Origin of the sequence: Streptococcus sp. HMSC061E03, assembly GCF_001813505.1 — a bacterium.
Lineage (GTDB): Bacteria > Bacillota > Bacilli > Lactobacillales > Streptococcaceae > Streptococcus.
Window position 1 is genome coordinate 620,456 of the sequence record NZ_KV812784.1, and the last position, 473, is coordinate 620,928.

Annotated in this window: 1 protein-coding gene; it reads left to right on the top strand. The window is 45.7% G+C overall.

Features of this window, described 5'->3' with window-relative positions:
• The coding region (locus tag HMPREF2917_RS11655; protein WP_256324246.1) for a hypothetical protein at positions 1–473 on the top strand (473 nt) is incomplete at both ends.

The following is a 473-nucleotide window of genomic DNA, read 5'->3' on the forward strand; positions in this document are numbered from 1 at the left end:
GAAGATAAGAACGGAACCAAAGCTTCTGCAACTTATACACCAACTGTGACTGCAGTAACACCAACTGCGAAACCAGTTGAAACTACAGATATCCAAGGTGCTACACAAACTGGTAAACCTGTATTTACTGAAGGCGATAGCCGTGTGCCAATGAACGATGATGTTCCAGCAACCTTCGATGATGGTTCAACAACTAAGACAGTTGATGGCGTTGGTACTTACACAGTAGCAGCAGACGGAACTGTAACCTTTGTCCCTGAAAAATCATTCACAGGTAAAGCGCCAGCCGTAACGGTTGTTCGTGAAGATAAGAACGGAACTAAAGCCTCTGCGACTTATACACCAACTGTGACTCCAGTCACACCGACAGCTACACCAGTTGAAACAACAGGTAAGCAAGGTCAAACCCAAACAGGTAAGCCTGTATTTACTGAAGGCAACAGCCGTGTGCCAATGAACGATGATGTTCCAGC